Source organism: Marinobacter sp. LM1 (assembly GCF_042763285.1).
GTDB lineage: Bacteria > Pseudomonadota > Gammaproteobacteria > Pseudomonadales > Oleiphilaceae > Marinobacter > Marinobacter nauticus.
In genome coordinates, this window is record NZ_CP114373.1 from 209725 (window position 1) to 225392 (window position 15668).

14 protein-coding genes and 1 pseudogene are annotated in these 15668 nt (G+C 57.6%); 9 read left to right on the plus strand and 6 right to left on the minus strand.

Annotated elements, in window-relative coordinates:
* Nucleotides 1-37 precede the first annotated feature (37 nt).
* The 4 genes from OZ656_RS00925 to OZ656_RS00940 all read left to right on the plus strand — a co-directional run bounded on the left by OZ656_RS00925 (nucleotide 38) and on the right by OZ656_RS00940 (nucleotide 3930).
* Entirely contained in the window at nucleotides 38-1045 is a 1008-nt protein-coding gene (locus tag OZ656_RS00925) for a methionine ABC transporter ATP-binding protein (protein ID WP_014420170.1), read from the plus strand.
* Nucleotides 1045-1722: a methionine ABC transporter permease gene (locus OZ656_RS00930; protein WP_014420171.1), complete on the plus strand. Its 678-nt coding sequence runs from the start codon at nucleotides 1045-1047 to the stop codon at nucleotides 1720-1722. Before OZ656_RS00925 ends, OZ656_RS00930 begins: the two co-directional genes overlap by 1 nt.
* Nucleotides 1723-1741: 19 nt before the next feature.
* Nucleotides 1742-2524, plus strand: a complete 783-nt coding sequence (locus OZ656_RS00935) for a MetQ/NlpA family ABC transporter substrate-binding protein (protein ID WP_011783807.1) — start codon at nucleotides 1742-1744, stop codon at nucleotides 2522-2524.
* 179 nt (nucleotides 2525-2703) lie between these two features.
* The gene (locus tag OZ656_RS00940) at nucleotides 2704-3930 is read left to right on the plus strand and encodes a YncE family protein (protein WP_206854073.1); all 1227 of its coding nucleotides are present in this window, start codon (nucleotides 2704-2706) and stop codon (nucleotides 3928-3930) included.
* Nucleotides 3931-3991: 61 nt separating this feature from the next.
* Here OZ656_RS00940 and OZ656_RS00945 read toward each other — a convergent pair whose 3' ends face one another.
* Together OZ656_RS00945 and OZ656_RS00950 are read right to left on the minus strand one after the other, a co-directional pair.
* Complete coding sequence (locus tag OZ656_RS00945; RefSeq protein WP_022993419.1) at nucleotides 3992-4645, minus strand: peroxiredoxin; 654 nt, start codon at nucleotides 4643-4645, stop codon at nucleotides 3992-3994.
* Between the two features lie 184 nt (nucleotides 4646-4829).
* A complete protein-coding gene (locus OZ656_RS00950; protein ID WP_022993418.1) occupies nucleotides 4830-6191 on the minus strand; it encodes a sodium:alanine symporter family protein in 1362 nt (453 codons plus the stop codon).
* 198 nt (nucleotides 6192-6389) lie between these two features.
* Between OZ656_RS00950 and OZ656_RS00955 the strand changes: the two genes are divergently transcribed.
* Nucleotides 6390-6821: a CBS domain-containing protein gene (locus OZ656_RS00955; protein WP_153739772.1), complete on the plus strand. Its 432-nt coding sequence runs from the start codon at nucleotides 6390-6392 to the stop codon at nucleotides 6819-6821.
* Between the two features lie 33 nt (nucleotides 6822-6854).
* Nucleotides 6855-7700, plus strand: a complete 846-nt coding sequence (gene fghA / locus OZ656_RS00960) for an S-formylglutathione hydrolase (RefSeq protein ID WP_153739773.1) — start codon at nucleotides 6855-6857, stop codon at nucleotides 7698-7700.
* 1 nt (nucleotide 7701) lies between these two features.
* On the opposite strand, the gene OZ656_RS00965 is transcribed toward fghA, so the two are convergent.
* On the minus strand, nucleotides 7702-8829 hold the full coding sequence (locus tag OZ656_RS00965; protein WP_153739774.1) for an HD-GYP domain-containing protein: 1128 nt from the start codon (nucleotides 8827-8829) through the stop codon (nucleotides 7702-7704).
* A 786-nt stretch (nucleotides 8830-9615) separates the two neighbouring features.
* Between OZ656_RS00965 and OZ656_RS00970 the strand changes: the two are divergent.
* Nucleotides 9616-9843: pseudogene (locus OZ656_RS00970) on the plus strand (diguanylate cyclase domain-containing protein); the annotation flags it as partial.
* Between the two features lie 145 nt (nucleotides 9844-9988).
* Here the strand turns inward: OZ656_RS00970 and OZ656_RS00975 are convergent.
* On the minus strand, nucleotides 9989-11428 hold the full coding sequence (locus OZ656_RS00975; RefSeq protein WP_153739775.1) for an MATE family efflux transporter: 1440 nt from the start codon (nucleotides 11426-11428) through the stop codon (nucleotides 9989-9991).
* A gap of 168 nt (nucleotides 11429-11596) precedes the next feature.
* Between OZ656_RS00975 and OZ656_RS00980 the strand changes: the two genes are divergently transcribed.
* Together OZ656_RS00980 and OZ656_RS00985 are read left to right on the plus strand one after the other, a co-directional pair.
* Entirely contained in the window at nucleotides 11597-12469 is an 873-nt protein-coding gene (locus OZ656_RS00980; RefSeq protein ID WP_153739776.1) for a carboxylate/amino acid/amine transporter, read from the plus strand.
* A gap of 412 nt (nucleotides 12470-12881) precedes the next feature.
* Nucleotides 12882-14276, plus strand: coding sequence for a sodium-dependent transporter (locus OZ656_RS00985; protein WP_153739777.1), 1395 nt, complete (start codon nucleotides 12882-12884; stop codon nucleotides 14274-14276).
* A gap of 76 nt (nucleotides 14277-14352) precedes the next feature.
* On the opposite strand, the gene OZ656_RS00990 is transcribed toward OZ656_RS00985, so the two are convergent.
* Together OZ656_RS00990 and OZ656_RS00995 are read right to left on the minus strand one after the other, a co-directional pair.
* Nucleotides 14353-14976 (minus strand): hypothetical protein, encoded by a 624-nt coding sequence (locus OZ656_RS00990; protein ID WP_011783818.1) that lies wholly within the window; start codon nucleotides 14974-14976, stop codon nucleotides 14353-14355.
* Nucleotides 14977-15059: 83 nt separating this feature from the next.
* On the minus strand, nucleotides 15060-15638 hold the full coding sequence (locus OZ656_RS00995) for a QsdR family transcriptional regulator (protein ID WP_011783819.1): 579 nt from the start codon (nucleotides 15636-15638) through the stop codon (nucleotides 15060-15062).
* Nucleotides 15639-15668: the final 30 nt, after the last annotated feature.

The following is a 15668-nucleotide window of genomic DNA, read 5'->3' on the forward strand; positions in this document are numbered from 1 at the left end:
TCGCCGGTTTTAACGACGCATCTGCAAGGCACTGATCGTGATTGTATTTGACCAGGTAGAAAAGTCGTACCAGGTGGCTGGCCGGGCGATCCCCGCGCTGCATCCCACCAGTATGACCATCGAGACCGGTGAGGTGTTCGGCATCGTCGGCCACTCCGGCGCGGGCAAATCGACCCTTGTCCGACTGATCAACAAACTGGAACCCTCCACCGGCGGTCGCATCCTGATCGACGACGAGGACATCACCCGCTACAGCGCCGCAGAGTTGCGGGCCTTCCGACGCAAAGTGGGCATGATTTTCCAGCATTTCAATCTGCTGTCGTCCAAGACGGTGGCTGACAATATTGCCTTCCCGATGAAGCTGGCGGGCATTTATTCCAAGGCTGAAATTCGCAGTCGGGTGGATGAGCTGCTGGCACGGGTGAGCCTGAGCGATCATGCCAACAAATATCCGTCTCAGTTATCCGGCGGGCAGAAACAGCGGGTAGGCATTGCCCGCGCTCTGGCCTGCAGACCGACTATTTTGCTGTGCGATGAAGCCACCAGCGCCCTGGACCCACAAACCACCCAGTCGGTACTAAAGCTGCTGGCGGACATCAACAAGGAACTGGGCCTGACTATTGTGCTGATTACCCACGAGATGGATGTGGTGCGCCGTGTCTGTGACCGGGTGGCGGTGATGGATGCCGGCCGTGTGGTGGAAATGGGGCCGGTCAGTGAAGTCTTTCTGCACCCCCAGCACCCGACCACCCGGGATTTTGTGTTCGAAAGCGAAAACGTCGATCGCGATGAGTTGCAGGAAGATCTGCAGAAAGCCGAGGGTCGTATTCTGCGACTGACGTTCAAGGGGGAATCCACGTACAAACCGTTGCTTGGTAGTGTTGCCCGGGAATCCGGTGTGGATTTCAGTATTCTCTCGGGCAGGATTGATCACATCAAGGACACGCCCTACGGCCAGTTGACCCTGTCGTTGGTGGGCGGCGATCTGGAGGTCGCCATGAAAGCGCTGGAAGCCGCTGAAGTTCATGTGGAGGTGGTGCGCTGATGGAAGCCTTGATGGAAAGCCTTATGGGGAACGTGGACTGGGCCGAAATTGGCTGGGCCAGTTGGGATACCCTGGTGATGGTGGGCATGTCGCTGTTGTTCAGCGTATTGATTGGCTTGCCCATAGGTGTGCTGTTGTTCCTGACCGGCAAGCGTCAGTTGCTGGAACAGCCGGTGGCCTACGCCATCCTGTCGTTTATTGTGAACGTGCTGCGCTCTGTGCCCTTCATCATCCTGCTGATTGTGATGATCCCGTTCACGGTAATGCTGATCGGCACCTCCCTGGGGGTGGCCGGCGCGATTCCCCCGTTGGTGGCCGGTGGTGCTCCGTTCTTTGCCCGCCTGGTGGAAACCTCCTTGCGGGAGGTGGACCGGGGCATTATTGAAGCAACCCAGGCCATGGGTGCGAATGTTCGGCAAATCATCTTTGGTGCCTTGCTGCCGGAGGCACTTCCCGGCATTATCGCGGGCATTACGGTAACGGCCATTACTCTGGTGTCTTACGCAGCCATGTCTGGCGTTATTGGTGGCGGCGGCCTTGGCGACCTGGCGATCCGGTTCGGTTACCAGCGGTTCCAGACCGACGTCATGGTGATTACTGTGGCCCTGCTGGTGATCTTTGTGCAGGTGTTGCAGATGGCGGGCGATCGCCTGGTTCTGTATTTCAGCCGTAAATAATTAACGCAGGAGATTTGTTATGAACCTGAAGAAAACTCTGGTGGCTCTGGCCGCTGTTGCAACCTTCTCGACCGCTGCTTCGGCAGAACAACTGTCCGTGGCCGCGACTCCGGTACCCCACGCCGAGCTGCTGGAATTCGTGAAGCCGGCCCTGGCGGAACAGGGTGTGGAGCTGGATGTGAAGGTGTTCACCGACTACGTGCAACCCAACATCCAGGTTGATCAGAAGCGTATGGATGCCAACTTCTTCCAGCACCAGCCGTACCTGGATGAGTTCAACGACGGCCGTGGCACCAATCTGGTGACTGTGACCGGCGTTCACGTGGAGCCGTTCGGCGCCTACTCCAGCAAGATCGAGTCTCTGGACGAGCTGAAAGAAGGTGCGGTTGTGGCCATCCCCAACGACCCCACCAATGGTGGCCGTGCTCTGCTGTTGCTGCAGAAAGCGGGCTTGATTACCCTGAAGGACGAAAGCAAGATCACTGCGACCCCGCGTGATATTGCCGACAACCCCAAAGACCTGGACTTCAAGGAACTGGAAGCGGCGACCCTGCCGCGTATCCTGAACCAGGTGGACCTGGCGCTGATCAACACCAACTACGCGCTGGAAGCGGGCCTGAACCCGTCTGAAGATGCTCTGGTGATTGAAGGCTCCGAATCTCCTTACGTGAACATTCTGGTCGCCCGTCCGGACAACAAGGACAGCGAAGCCATGCAGAAGCTGGCCAATGCCTTGAAATCCGATGCGGTGAAAGACTTTATCAAGGAGAAGTATGAGGGTGCGGTTGTTCCGGCGTTCTGATACCGGCAGTTAGGCCTCACTCACGAAAGGACAGGGTAAAACCTGTCCTTTTTTTATACCTGGAATTGACCGAAATGACGCAGTTGCTGTCGCTTGCGTCATGTGCGCGATTGGTCAAAAAAGGTACAAGTGTTCGCCGAGTTGATAAATAGCAAAAACAATAGTTCGGAGAACTCACCATGATACGAATGAAACAGTCTCGTGCCCGCCGCGGTATTCAGACATTGCTGCTTGCGTCGTCTCTTGCGCTGGCCGGTACACCAGCACTGGCCCAGGAGAACACACGTGATGTCATTTTTGTTGGCAATAACTGGGAAGGCATGATCGATGTGATTGATGCCGAGACCTATACCAGCCTGGGGCGCATCAATGGCATCCCCGACAAGCGCCAGCGTATGACTGAAATTCTCTTCAACCCGATACGACTGGTGTTCTTCAAAGCGGTACGTTACCTGATTGGCGAAGGTAACGATCAGTATGTGGACGATATGTACAGCTCCCCGGATGGCCGGCTGCTGATTGTCTCCCGTCCGAGTTTTGCCGATGTGGTTGCCATTGAGACCGGGACCGGGAAAATCGCCTGGCGTTTTCAGGTAGAGGGCTACCGTTCCGACCACATGGCTCTGTCACCGGATGGTAACCGGGTCGCAGTTTCGGCCTCTACCGGCAATGTGGTTCACGTGTTGGATGTGAATACCGGGAACGAGATTGGTCGCTTCCCCACCGGGAATTCTCCCCATGAGAATGTCTATTCCCGGGATGGCAGCAAGATCTACCACGCCAGCATTGGCCATGTATTCACACCGCTGGACAAGAATCTGTTGGATTTCACCAAGGGTGAGCGCCGCTTTCAGGTGGTGGATGCCAACTCACTGGAGATCATTGAACAGTTCGATTTTGCCGATAAGCTGAAGGCGGCCGGCCTGGGCAAGCTGAGCCCGGCCATCCGGCCCATGGCTCATACTCCGGATGAACGTTTCTTCTATTTTCAGTTGTCGTTCCTGCACGGCTTTGTGGAGTACGACATGGAAGAAGGCGTGGTCACCCGATTGGCCGAGTTACCCAATCTTGTGCCGGACCTGCCCCGGGAACTCTACATCAATGATTCGGCTCACCACGGCATTGCCATGAATGGCGACGGAGATGCTCTGTGTGTGGCAGGTACGATGAGTGATTACCTGGCGATCGTGGACCGCGAAACGTTTGATTATCAGTTACTGACTGGCCTCGGCGAGAAGCCTTATTGGGTAACGACCAATGAAGCGGGCGACCGTTGTTACGTCTCCTGGAGTGGTACCGACCAGATGTCAGTGATTGATATCGATACTGCGACTGAATTGGCGCGGGTCGATGTCGGAGATCATCCTCAGAGGATTCGGGAAGGGCAGGTACCGGCACATTGGTAAGTGCCGGTGAAGAGGGCAGGTTTGAACCTGCCCTCGGATAACTTCAACGCAACAGAGTGGATCAGTCACCACTCCAGTTAGCGCGTGGGTCTGGTGTCATCCGCAGGTAGGACTTCACGGCTTTGTAGCCTTTCGGGAAGCGCTTTTTGATCTCATCTTCATCCTGCAGGGACGGCACAATCACCACATCACTGCCACTCTCCCAGTTGCCGGGTGTGGCCACGCGGTGTTCGTCGGTCAGTTGCAGGGAATCGATTACCCGCAGCACTTCATTGAAGTTACGACCGGTGGATGCCGGGTAGGTGATGATCAGTCGAACCTTCTTGTTCGGGTCGATGATAAACAGCGAACGCACGGTCAGGCTGTCGTTGGCGTTCGGGTGGATCATGTCGTACTTCTCGGACACCTGGCGGTCGTGGTCTGCAATGATCGGGAAGTTGACCGTGCAGCCCTGAGTTTCGTTGATGTCTTTGATCCAGTCGTGGTGAGAATCGACCGGGTCGACACTCAAGGCAATGGCCTTGACGTTACGCTTGGCAAACTCGTCTTTGAGCTTGGCAGTCAGGCCCAGCTCGGTGGTGCACACCGGGGTGAAGTCGGCCGGGTGGGAAAACAGCACGCCCCAGCTATTGCCTAGCCACTCGTGAAAGCGAATGCGGCCCTCGGTGGAATCCTGTTCAAAATCGGGTGCAGTATCTCCAAGACGCAGACTCATACTTACTCTCCTTCGACACGGTTGTTGGCAAATTCGTGTATTGCGCCGGCGTTGCCCGCCGTTGTTGTCTGATCAGTGTATACGAGTAACTGTGGTGATGGATGCGCCAGTTACAAGGGGGACTTGATCTGGCGCATCCAACGGATCGCTCACATCCTTGTGAGCGTCTTGCATAGACAGGGTATTACTCCACGCCCAGAGCCTTCTGCTTCTCGAAGTGCTCCCTGGTCAGTCGGAACACTACCGGGCTCAACAGCAGCAGGGCGATCAGGTTGGGCAGTGCCATCATGGCGTTCAGGGTGTCGGCCACCAGCCAGATAAAGCCCAGGTTGATGGTGGCGCCCACCGGAATGGCCACAATCCACAGTACCCGGTAAGGCAGAATGGCCTTCACACCGAACAGGAATTCAATACAGCGCTCGCCGTAGAAAGACCAGCCAATGATGGTGGTGAACGCGAAGATCGCCAGGGCAATCGCCACCACGTAGTTACCAAAGCCCGGCAGGCCGGTTTCAAAGGCCAGGGACGTGAGTGCGGCACCGGTTTCACCGGACGTCCAGGCACCGGAGGTGATGATCACCAGACCAGTGATGGAACAGACAATGATGGTGTCGATGAAGGTGCCCAGCATGGCCACCATGCCCTGCTTGACCGGGTTCTTGGTTTGCGCTGCCGCGTGGGCGATGGGGGCAGAGCCGAGACCTGCTTCGTTAGAGAAGATGCCCCGGGCCACACCAAAGCGGATGGCTGCCCAGACCGCAGCACCGGCAAACCCGCCCTCGGCTGCAGCCGGGCTGAAGGCATAGCTGAATACCATGCTGATGGCTTCCGGAATCTGGTTGGCGTTAATGGCCAGTACGATCAGGCCAATCAGCACATAGGACACAGCCATAAACGGCACCAGCGCACTGGCTACCTGGCCGATACGCTTGATACCGCCAATCAGTACCATGCCCACCAGTACCATCAGGATCACACCGGTTACCCAGTGGGGCAGGCCAAAATTGGTTTCCAGCACATCGGCGACGGAGTTGGCCTGAACCGTGTTACCGATGCCAAAGGCGGCCACAGAGGCAAACACCGCAAACAGGATGCCTAGCCAGGCCCACTTGCTGCCGAGGCCGTTACGGATGTAATACATGGGGCCGCCCACGTGGTTGCCGCGCTCGTCCACTTCCCGGAAGCGAACCGCCAGAACGGCTTCTGAATATTTGGTGGCCATGCCCACCAGGGCTGTGAGCCACATCCAGAACAGCGCACCGGGGCCGCCGAGGAAGACTGCGGTGGCAACACCGGCAATGTTACCGGTACCCACGGTGGCAGACAGTGCGGTCATCAGGGCCTGGAACGGGGGAATATCGCCGTCATCCTCGTCACCGCGGGCCCGGCCGCTCCACATCAGGCGGAAACCGGCGCCCAGTTTCATGATCGGCATCAATTTCAGGCCAATACTCAGAAACAGGCCGACGCCCAGAATCATCACCAGCATGGGAGGGCCCCATACCAGTCCGTTGATTTCACTTACAAAATTGGAAATGGCTTCCATGGGTTCTCCCACTGTTTACCACGGATGAATCAGGATTATTGAGCCCTGAAAGGGCATAACCCATTGAGTTTAGTCGACAATTATCCGATGTAAACCGTTTTCATAACGCCGGTTTTTCATTTCTGTGTGCTTTGCCTATGTTTAGGGTATGGAAGTGCTCAATCGGGCACCGTTATTCTGTCTGAAAGGAAGTTGTCGATGCGCTCATTGAAAATATCTGAAGTGATGTGGAACCACATTGAACCGATACGCTGTGGTACGCCGGTCACCAGGGTGGTGAAAGCCCTTCTGGCCAATCATGTTACCGGTTTGCCGGTGGTGGATGATCATCGCCGTGTGCTGGGCTTTGTCTCGGAGCAGGACTGTATACACTCGCTGCTGGTCAGCAACTACCACCACGAAGGTGATCCCATTGTGGATGACGTGATGTTCCGGCAGCCGATGACGGTATCGCCGGAGATGTCGGTGGTGGATCTGGCCCAGAATCTGGGAGCCGGTAAGCCAAAAGTGTACCCGGTGGTTGATCATGGCAAACTGGTTGGTATCGTAACGCGTACTGCCATTCTGGCGGAATTTGCCAAGTCCGGTTTCAGTATCGACAAACCCAGCTATGCCGGGGCTGAGGACTGATCGCTAACCACATCTTTAACTCCGGGGGGATCTATGGACCTGTTATCCACCAACGTCTGTTTCGACGGGGAACACCGCCGCTATCGCCATACCTCCGCTACCCTGGAGTGCGACATGGAATTTGCGGTGTTTCTTCCTCCTGCGGCGCTGGGTGCTCGGGCCAAAGAGGTGCCGGTGCTGTACTGGTTGTCGGGCCTCACCTGCACCGATCAGAATTTCATGCAGAAAGCCGGCGCCCAGAAACTCGCTGCAAAGCTGGGCCTGGCCATTGTCTGCCCGGATACCAGTCCCCGAGGCGTGAATCTGCCCGGCGAGGATGACAGCTATGATTTTGGCTCCGGAGCCGGTTTCTATGTGAACGCGACCCAGCAGCCCTGGGCGCCGCATTACCGGATGTATGATTATGTGGTCAAGGAGCTGCCGCAGCTGGTGGAAAACGAGTTGCCGCTGAACGGCGAACGTTCGGTCAGTGGCCATTCCATGGGAGGGCACGGGGCTCTGATTGCGGCTTTGAAGAACCCGGGGTATTACAAGTCGGTATCGGCCTTTGCTCCAATTGCCAACCCCATGGCCTGCCCCTGGGGCCAGAAGGCGTTTAGCGGATACCTGGGTGACGATCAATCGGCGTGGGAAGCCTGGGATGCCACCATGTTGATTCCGACGGCAAAGGAACGGCTGCCGCTACTGGTGGACCAGGGTACGGCCGATGAGTTTCTGGACAGCCAGCTGAATCCGGATGCCCTGGCCGATGTGTGTGAGAAGTTTCATCATCACCTGAACCTGCGTATGCATCGGGGCTATGACCACAGCTACTTCTTTATCGCCTCGTTCATTGACGATCACTTGAACCATCATGCCCGGGCGCTGGGGCTGATCTGAGTCAGGAGCGGAAGCCCCAGAGCATGCTGAAATCCATGGTTGGCATGATCTCGGGCTCTTCCGGCGCTCGAATGTTGTATTCCAGCAGGCTGGTATCGCGCTCAAAGGTGCCGCTGTAGCGATTGCCTCGGGGGCCGAATATCGCCTTCACGAAAGGTCCCCGGGTACGATCCGCCCGGCGGGTGACCACACCAACCTCATTGTTGACCAGCCGGACCAGCATGCCCGGCGGATGATCGCCAAGTATCTGTAGCAATGAGCGTGGAATCGCCGGCCGGAACTTGCCGTCCGCCAGGGTGGCGATGAGCTTGCGGGCCTCAGTGATATTCATCCGGTTACGGTAAGCGCGCTTGGTGATCATCGCCACATAGCGCTCGGCCAGGGCCAGGATTTCTGCTTCCGGAAGGATATCGCTACCGCTGAGCCCTTCAGGGTACCCCGAGCCATCGGCCTGTTCGTGGTGTTGGGCAATGATACGTAGCAGCAGCTTGTTATTGATGCCGGCCGACGTCAGCGCCTGAATGCTTCGGGCTGGGTGCTTGCGAATGACCGCCCGCTGATCATCGGTCAACACCGTATTGGAGGCGTTGAGTTGGTCTGCCACAGGCACCAGCGCGAGGTTGGCGGTGAGCGCGGCGGCGGTGAGCACAGTTGCCCGCTTTTCCTCCAGCCCGAACTGGCGTGCGATAGAATGGCACAGGATGCCGTAGAACAGGATCTGTTCATGGATGGTGGGGCTGATGGAATACAGGTGCACCAGTGCCAGGCTGGCGTCGGGTGCCTCCTGGCAGGTTTTATCCAGCATTCGACACAGACCCAGCAGGCGTTTCTGGGCGGTGGGATCTTCCGAGGTAATGGCGTTAAGTGTGACTTCCAGCGTGGTCAGCAAGTCTCCGTATTCTGCAAACGGATTCCGCTGGCGCAGGTCTTCAAAGGTTTCCTCTTTCGGTCGCTCGATCTTCCGGGGCTTGAAGCGCCCTCTTTCAAACAGCTGCTCGAGCTGGCTGTTGGTCTGAATCACATAGCCCTGGCGCAGAAGAATATTGCCTTCTGCGTCGAAAACGTCCCAGGGCAGGGGTTTGCCAATAGTCAGTGCCCCGGGGGCTATTCTTATCAGTGAGTTAGACACAATGTTCCTGGTTCTGCCGGCGGTACGCGATAGTATGGCTGGCCAATAGGTTTGAAGCTAATGATCGTTGCCTGGACGATTATAAAGTGGATTACATTGGAATATTAGAGAAAAGCAAAGCGTGATGCAGGTCACGTTATGTCGCCTTTGGTGGTAGATTTGTTAAGAATCGTTGCCCTGGAACGACCGTTTGAGAAGCTTGCGCTATTCTTGGATGCTAAATAAGACTTTTGTCGGATCCAGAGCTGCATGTTTCACCGTCTGAAAAACGATTTTCGTTTATCCATCATTACCTTGCTGGGCATCAGCGGGCTGGTGGGCATCACGCCGTTTGCGGTGCTGCGGTTTATGCAGGGAAACCTGTTGGCGGGTGTGGTGGATAGCGCGATCCTGGGCGGCATTGCGACGAGTATGGCTTATGCCTGGTTAACGGGAGATACCCGCAGGACGGGCCTGGTCATGGCAATTATTTCATCCTACGGTGCTGTGGTAGTGGGCAGCATCGTGGGTGATCCGGGGTTATTCTGGTTGTACCCCTGCCTGGTCACTTCTTTCTTCCTGGTTGGTCCGAGAATCGCCGTGGGTATCAACCTGTCCGCTATCCTGGCGATGATGGTGGTGGGGCTGGCATTCAGTAGCCAGGAGCAGATGTGGTCGTTTTCTTCGACCGCCGTTGTGGTCAGTGCCTGCGCTTATGTCTTTGCTCATCGCAACCACAGCCAGCGCAGGCGCCTGGAGCAACTGGCCACCATTGACCCGCTGACCGGCGTAAAGAACCGCCGTTCCATGGATGAAGAGCTGGATGTGGCCGCTGCCAATGCCGAGCGTTCCGGCCTGCCCTACGCTCTGGTGTTGCTGGACCTTGATCACTTCAAGAAGATCAATGACGAATATGGCCACGGCGTGGGCGACGATGTGCTCACCGAGCTGGTGGCCCTGCTGGAGAGCAATACCCGCCGTTCCGATCAGTTGTTCCGATATGGCGGTGAGGAATTTGTATTGCTGCTGCCAGGCGTTGATGGCGTGAATCTGCGTGCGGTGATGAACAATCTTCAGCAGGTGCTCCGAAAATACATGAAACACCCCGGCGGGCCGATAACGCGCTGTACACCGCCAAGGAAACCGGGCGTGACCGGATTGTCTATGCCGAGGATATTGGTCAGCCCATGCCAGAGCCGGTTCCCACGGCTGCAGGCTGAGTGTCTTCATCAACGGGTGTGGAAGGCTGGTAATGAAACAGGCGCCAGCCGAGTAACAGGCTGGCGGAGGTCAGCCCGGCCGTCAGTCCTACCCAGAAACCCGCAGCGCCCAGCGCCGGCCATACCCAGTCGGTAAATGTCAGCACATATCCCAGCGGCAGGCCCACTCCCCAGAATGAAAACAGCATGATGAACATGGGAATGCGCGTGTCCTTGTAGCCGCGCAGGGCGCTGATACAGGTTACCTGGATAACATCGGCAATCTGGAACATGGCGGCGAAGGTGAGCAGCCGAATGGTGACCGCCTGAACCTCAGCATCGCCGGAATACAGGCTGGCAATGGCGCCGGAGAATACGAACAGCAGAGTGGCAAACAGCAGCGCGATGGCCGAGGCCAGAATCAGCGAACTGCGGGAGATCAGCCGGGCGGAATCCGGGGCCCTCGCACCCACCAGAAAGCTGACCCGCAGGGTCAGCGCCATGCCGATGCTCAGTGGCAGCATGAACAGCAGCGACACCACATTCAGGGCAATCTGATGCCCGGCGACCACCACTGGCCCCAGCGGCGCCAGGAACAGTGCAATTACCGCAAACATGCTGGCTTCCACGAAGATGGTGAAGCCGATGGGCACGCCGATGCGCAGGATGTAGCGAATGCCGGCCCAGTCGGGCTTCACCCAATCGGCAATCAGATGAAACTGGCGGAAGGTCTCGCTGCGGTTCAGGTAGATCAGCATGGCGATGGCAGCGACACCGTTGGAGATGGATGTGGCCCAGCCACAGCCGATGCCACCCATGGCGGGAAGCCCGAGTTTGCCGTAAATGAAGATGTAGTTCAGAGGCAAATTAATCAGGGTGCTGAGCACGGAAAACGCCATGATGACCCGGGTATGACCCAGGCCATCGGTCAGTCCCCGGAGGGCGTTAATCAGCAGCAGGGCGGGAATGCCCCAGGCAAAGGCGTCCAGATAACCCTGGGTGATGCCGGCGGTGTGCGGGTCGAGTTTCAGCAGGGCCAGGACGGGGTGGACATTGGTCAGCAACAGCGCCATTACCACCGTGCCGGCCGCCGCAATGTAGATGCCCTGCCAGGTGGCGGGCATGATCTTGTGGGTGGTACGGGCACCGTTGTAGCCGGAAATAATCGGCTGCAAGGCGCCGAGCATGCCCATGAAGAACAGGAAAAGGGGCATCCACAGGCTGCTGCCGATACCCACGGCCGCGAGATCTTCGGCACTGGCGTGGCCGGCCATCACGGTATCGATCACACCATTGGCCATCTGCGCCACCTGGGCAATCAGAATCGGGCCGCCCAGAATAGCCAGGGTTTTCCACTCGGCCAGCGTGCGCTGAATCAGCGGCTGGCGGGCTTCGGGTAATGGCTGATGGGTTTCGTCCATGGCGCTCTGGTCTTTCCGGGATAGTAACGTGGCACTCGTGCAGGACCGGCCATGGTACCTCAACCAGCAGACTCCCGCTTATAGGGGTTTCCCCGCTTGCCACCGCTGCAAAACCCACCGTAAAGCAGTAAAGTAGGCGCCCGGCATACAACAGGGGTGATGCAATCAATGGTCTTACTGGTTCTGGTAACCGTGCTCTGGGCCTTTTCGTTCAGCCTGATCGGCGAGTTCCTGGCTGGCCGTGTAGACAGCGACTTCGCGGTATTGAGCCGGGTCTTGCTGGCAGCCCTGGTGTTCCTGCCGTTTACCCGCTGGCGCGGTGTTCCCTCCGGTATGAAGCTGGGCATCCTGGTGACTGGTATGCTGCAGTTCGGCATCACCTATCTGTGCCTGTATCGCTCGTTCAGTTACCTGACGGTACCGGAAGTTCTGCTGTTCACGATTTTTACGCCTCTGTACGTGACTCTGGTGGATGATGCCCTGGCCCGCCGGTTTTCACCGGTGGCGTTGCTGGCTGCGGCCATTGCCACACTCGGTGCCGGCATCATCCGGTACGATGGCCTCAGTGAGGATTTCATCACCGGGTTCCTGCTGCTGCAGGTGGCCAACTTTACCTTCGCTGCCGGCCAGGTTGGCTACAAGCACGTGATGCAACGTTACCCTCTGGCGCTGCCTGGGTATCGCACTTTCGGTTACTTCTTCATGGGCGCACTGGTTATCGCGCTACCCTCGTTCCTGATTTTTGGTAACCCGGACAAGTTGCCCTCAACACCGTTGCAGTGGGGCATTCTTGGCTGGCTGGGCCTGGCGGCGTCCGGTCTGGGGCTGTACCTGTGGAATCGCGGTGCCTGCAAGGTCGATGCAGGCACCCTGGCGGTGATGAACAATGCCCTCGTACCGGCTGGCTTGCTGGTCAATCTGCTGATCTGGAATCGTGATGCAGATCTGCTGCGCCTGGCCGTTGGTGGTGTGGTGATCGGATTCTCTTTGTGGGTGAATGCTCGCTATCACCCCAGGGCAAAGCTGGCTGCATCCTCCTGAGTTCCCTGAATTTTTTCTAAAGCGCCGTGGCCTGTTGTCGTTACACGAATAGGACACGGCGTAACCCATTCGCTATTTCATTGATATATATATATAACTAAGCTGTCGCCGTTAAATTTTATCGGGCCAATGGACCCGGTAGTCGACGGTACGCATACACGAGGTAGTTAAAGATTTTTGTGTCTAGGTGGCAGGCGGTCCGAAAGACCTGATTGTCCGATTTGTCAGTAAAACCCGCTGATTAGCATTCCCGGGCCGCGCCGGGAACAATGAATTGTCCCGGCGCTCGCCCCTCAGCACTGGCATCATGCCGCCAGTGCTGGCAGAATCCCGCCCCAATAGCCCGCACGCCGTGTGCCGGGCGATCTGACAATTCGTATTTTCCTCAGCCAAAAGCACAGGAAGCAAACACATGACTCAGTCCAACTCCGCAGCAGACAGCGGGAACGGGGCTCGCGGACTCTGGTCTTCCAAGTTCGCGTTTATTCTGGCAGCCACCGGTTCCGCGGTTGGTCTCGGTAATATCTGGAAGTTCCCCTATGTCACCGGCGAGAACGGCGGTGGTGCCTTCGTTCTGGTGTACCTGCTCTGTATTGCCATCATCGGTATTCCTATCATGATGGCGGAAGTGTTTATCGGCCGGAATGGTCGTCATAACCCCATTACCAGTTTTCGGCTGGTGGCGGAGCGCAACCTGGCGTCGCCGGCCTGGCGAGTCTCGGCCATTGTCGGCATGCTGGCTGCATTTATCATTCTGTCGTTCTACTCGGTCATCGGTGGCTGGGCGGCCTCCTACATTGGCCACGCGGCCATGGGCGATTTCACCGGTGGTACTGCAGAATCTGTGGGCGAGCTGTTCGGTGGCCTGCTGGGCAGCCCGATTCAGCTGTTGGCCTGGCACACGGTGTTCATGGCGCTGGTGGTGCTGGTGGTTTCCCGGGGCTTGAAAGGCGGCCTGGAGCGCGCAGTCACCATCCTGATGCCGGCGCTGTTCCTGTTGCTGTTGCTGGTGGTTGGTTATGCGACGACGACCGGCCATTTCGGCGAGGCGGTTAGTTTCCTGTTCACCCCGAATTTTGAGGCATTGACGGTCAAAGGCGTACTGGTTGCCCTGGGGCACGCCTTCTTCACACTGAGCCTGGGTATGGCCATCATGATGGCTTACGGTTCCTACCTGGGCCGTGATGTCTCCATCGGCCGCACCGCAGTCAGTGTGGCGATCATGGATACTGTGGTGGCACTGCTGGCGGGCCTGGCCATTTTCCCGGTGGTGTTTGCCAACGGCCTGGAAGCCGGTGCCGGCCCCGGTCTGATCTTCCAGACTCTGCCGTTGGCGTTCGGTAACATGCCCATGGGCGGCCTGTTCGGCACCCTGTTCTTCGTTCTGTTGCTGTTTGCTGCCTGGACCTCTGGCATTTCCCTGCTGGAGCCGGTGGTTGAGTGGGTTGAAGAGAAAACCAGCCTGGCCCGCACCGGCAGCGCTATTCTGGTGGGCGTGCTGTGCTGGGCGCTGGGCATTGTTTCCATTCTGTCCCTGAACGTCTGGTCTGATGTGACGCCGCTGGGCATGTTCGCCGCCTTTGAAGGCAAGACGGTGTTCGACCTGCTGGACTACTTCACCGCCAACATCATGCTACCACTGTCTGGCCTGCTGACCGCCATTTTCGTAGGCTGGTTTGTGGCCAAGGAATCGCTGAAGAGCGACCTGGCGCTGCAGGGTGGCGCGTTCAGCCTGTGGTACAACCTGATCCGGTTTGTGACGCCGATTGCCGTGGCGATCGTGTTTGTTTACAACCTGACGGCCTGATCGCCTCGCTGCTCAGGCAGCAAAAAGAAACCCCGGTGCTGGCGACAGTACCGGGGTTTTGTTTTTGGGGAGCGTGTTATTCGTAGTCGCTCTCGTCCTGCTCCATCACAGCCTTGAGTCGTTCTACGTGGGGCCGGACAGCACGTTTGTCGGCATCGCTCACTTGCTTCGCCGCACTGGATGCGCTTTTGACGGTCACCATCATCTGTTCCATCATTTCGCGCATCTGGGCTTTGGCGGCTTCGGGCATGTCGGGATTGTTTTCCATCTCGGCAATGGCGCGCTCCATCTCCGCGATATCCGGTGCCATGTCGGGCTGGGCTTCCATTTCGATGGCAAACCAGGCGCTGACGATGCGGTCGCCTTTGCGGGCCCAGGCTTCCGGGCTGGAGAATCCGAAGTCATCGACCAGGTCGTCCAGGTCATCGTACATTTCGTGCCCTTTCACTTCGTCCACCATCGAAGACATCATCCGGGCGAAATCCACTTCCCGCTCATCGTCGGCTGGATCTTCGATGGATTCGATGAAGTCCTGATGCTTGTCGATCAGGGGCTGCATGGCTTCCATGCTGGCGATGAAGGAAGTGACATCGTCTTCGGTGAGGTTTTCGCTGTGGGCTAACGGTGCCAGGGCCAGGCTGAGTAGCAGCAGGCCGGCTTGCAGCACGTTGAGGCGCGGTTGGGTGTTGCGGTGGTTCATGGTGCACTCCTTGCTGGTGATTTCCTGTGACTGTCAGCAAAGAGTAATCCCAGGCTGGCCAGGTTTCCAGCGGTATCAGGAGCTCAGACCTTTCCGCCCAGCAATATGCGCACGGCAGTGCAGGCATCCTCAAGCTCTTCATCGCGGGGTTCGCGGCCGCCAATGATGTCGCTGTACAGGCAGGACTCGGCGATTCGTACCATGAAGTAGGACAAGCTCTGGATGTTCATGGGTGGGCTCAGATGGCCGGCGCGCACTTCGTCTTTGAGCAGGCGGGTGTTCACTTCCACGGTGCGGGCGTGCAGTGTGGAGTGGGAGGAAGTGAGCATTTTCAGGGCGTATTCCGGGTCCTGATGCAGGAACTTTCGCAGCGGCGCGAAGTGCAGGATGGTCATGTTGATGTGGCGGAACACGCCCACCACGTAATCTACGCCATGGCCGGGAGTAACGGCGCGGGCTTCTTTGTACAGGGGCTCGTACAGGGACCACAGGATTTCACCAATCAGCAGGTCGCGGTTGCCAACCCAGCGGAACAGGGTGGCGCGGCCGATGTGGAGGTCGTCGGCGAGGGCAGCCAGGCTGATTTTTTCCCCTTTTAGCCACATTCTTCTGGCGCGGCGAAAGGCGTCCAGGGGGGTGGTTTTGGCGGTTGGTGTGGTCACTTCGGTCCCTTTGGCTGGTTTGGGGACATT